A 2,247-nucleotide genomic window follows, 5' to 3' on the forward strand; every position below is an offset into this window, starting at 1 on the left:
TGAAAATGGAATGGGGGTTGCGCAGCACAAGCCCGACGCGCGGGCGTTGCGTGGATTATCGGCTGCAGCCCACGGGGCACAACACGCTATCCAATCCATATCTAACTGCATATGATTGACTAGCGCTTGCGGCCTGTTGAACCCCAAACCTGCCGCAACGACGGCGCTACAGCAGCGGCATCAAGCGTGGCGGGGTGTCGTAGTACTCGGCAATGCGTGCCAGCGCGCGGGTGTTGAGCAGGCGCAGCCGCCCGTTTTTGAGCTCGTGCAGGCCCAGCATGGACAGGCGCCGCAGCGTCTTGTTGGTGTGCACCAGCGACAGCCCGAGTGCGTCGGCAATGTGCTGCTGGTTGAGCGGGAACGCCACCGAGCCATCTTCCACCAGCCCGATACGGTCGAGCCGGCGGTACAAGTGCATCAGCAGCATGGCCACACGCTCGGTGGCGTTGCGGCGGCCGGCGGTGAGCAGGTTGTCGTCCACATGGCCCTCTTCGTGCGCCGACAGCCAGGTGATGTCGTAGCCCAGGCGCGGGTGCTCGCGAAACAGCGCCCACAGGCTGTCGTTCTGGAACACGCACAGCGAGCAGTCGGTCAGCGCCTCGATACCGTGGGCCGACACATCGCCAAACTCCTGCTGCAGGCCTACCAGGTCACCGGGCAGCAGGAAGTTGAGGATCTGTCGGCGCCCGTCGCTCAGCGTCTTGTAGCGAAACGCCCAGCCCGAGTACAGCGTGAACAGCTTGGCGTTGGTCTGGTTCTCGCGCACCAGCGCACCGCCCGCTTCCACGGCAAGGCTGTCGGTGCGAAAGCCTTCGATGAAATCCAGCACCTCCGGCTTCACGGCCGTGAAGGCCCCCGTTTTGCGCAAGCGGCATTGCTGGCAGGCGGGAGGACACGCATGGGGCGGCAGGGAGACGTTCATGGTGGCGCCATTCTAGGGACCCGGGCGGTGACCGCGAAGCTGTGCAGCAGTCCCGCAACGCCTGCCGCGCCTATGTCTTTTGACATTGCACCGCGCAGCCGGGCCTTCTACATTGGGCGCTACTTATGAAAATCAGCTCCGCCCTCTACGAAGTTCTCTACGTCAGCACGCTGGCGCCCGACCAGCCGACCGCCGTCGTGGCAGAGATTGCCGCGAAGGCGCGCCAGGTCAACGCCGAGCTGGACGTGACGGGCCTGCTGATCTTTGACGGCCAGCGCTTTTGCCAGCAGCTCGAAGGCCCGCAAAAGGCTGTGCTCAAGCTCATCGAACGCATCCGCAACGACCCGCGCCATGTGAACGTGGAGGTGGTGCACAACGGCCCGTTGGCGGGGCGGCGGTTTCAGCAGTTCAGCCTGGCGTTCAGCACGGTGGAAGACGCCGATGCACTGGCCCGCATGGAGCGGCTCGATGGTGAAGCGGCACTGGCCGCGTTTGAAGCCATGCGCGGAGAACTCGTGATCTGAACGCTGCTCGGCGCCTTTTGCACACCTTGCGGTGCCTGGGCCCGCGTGGCCAGCCTCAAGCCGTGGGCAACCAGCGCCGCAGGATCAGCGTGGCATTCACGCCGCCAAAACCAAACCCGTTGAGCATGGCATGCGTGAGCGCCATGGGCCGGGGCTGCAGGGCCACCAGGTCCAGCCCCTCGGCCAGCGCATCGGGCGTGTGCAGGTTCAGCGTGCCGGGCACCACCTGGTCGCGCAGCGCCAGGGTGGTAAAGATGGCGGCCACGGCGCCCGCCGCCCCCAGCAGGTGCCCGGTGGCCGACTTGGTCGAACTGATGGCCACCTGCGCGCCCGCGCCGAACACCCTGCGAATGGCGGCCAGCTCGCCCCGGTCACCCACCCCGGTGGACGTAGCGTGTGCGTTCAGATGCCGCACGTCCTGGGTCTTGAGCCCTGCCTGCGCCAGCGCGGCCCACATGCTGCGCGCGGCGCCGTCACCGTCTTCGGGGCCGGAGGTGATGTGGTACGCGTCGGCCGACGTGCCGTAGCCCACCAGCTCGGCCAACGGCTCTGCGCCGCGCGCCAGGGCATGGTCCAGCGCCTCGATCACCAGCATGCCTGCGCCCTCGCCCATCACAAAGCCGTCGCGCTGCGCATCGAACGGGCGCGATGCCTGATCAGGCGTGTCGTTGAACGCCGTACCCAAGGCCTTGGCCGCCGCAAAACCGCCCAGGCTCACACGGTCGATAGCGGCCTCGCTGCCGCCGCACACGGCCACATCGGCCTCGCCGCTGCGGATCAGGCGTGCGGCATCGCCAATCG

General features: G+C 66.8%; 3 protein-coding genes. 1 reads left to right on the plus strand and 2 read right to left on the minus strand.

Annotation, left to right across the window (positions count from 1 at the left end; genetic code table 11):
* Positions 1–166 precede the first annotated feature (166 nt).
* On the minus strand, positions 167–922 hold the full coding sequence (locus DBR23_RS02345) for a Crp/Fnr family transcriptional regulator (RefSeq protein WP_108497190.1): 756 nt from the start codon (positions 920–922) through the stop codon (positions 167–169).
* 125 nt (positions 923–1,047) lie between these two features.
* Between DBR23_RS02345 and DBR23_RS02350 the strand changes: the two genes are divergently transcribed.
* A complete protein-coding gene (locus tag DBR23_RS02350) occupies positions 1,048–1,446 on the plus strand; it encodes a BLUF domain-containing protein (RefSeq protein ID WP_056743858.1) in 399 nt (132 codons plus the stop codon).
* Between the two features lie 55 nt (positions 1,447–1,501).
* Here the strand turns inward: DBR23_RS02350 and DBR23_RS30200 are convergent.
* The coding region (locus tag DBR23_RS30200) for a beta-ketoacyl synthase N-terminal-like domain-containing protein (protein WP_304466191.1) at positions 1,502–2,247 on the minus strand (746 nt) is incomplete at its 5' end.

This window comes from Acidovorax sp. HMWF018, assembly GCF_003061035.1.
GTDB classification, from domain to species: Bacteria; Pseudomonadota; Gammaproteobacteria; order Burkholderiales; family Burkholderiaceae_C; genus Acidovorax; species Acidovorax delafieldii.

Coding starts and splice junctions, on each gene's coding strand:
- DBR23_RS02350 (WP_056743858.1), top strand. CDS start 1,048: ATGAAAATCAGCTCCGCCCTCTACGAAGTTCTCTACGTCAGCACGCTG.
- DBR23_RS02345 (WP_108497190.1), bottom strand. CDS start 922: ATGAACGTCTCCCTGCCGCCCCATGCGTGTCCTCCCGCCTGCCAGCAA.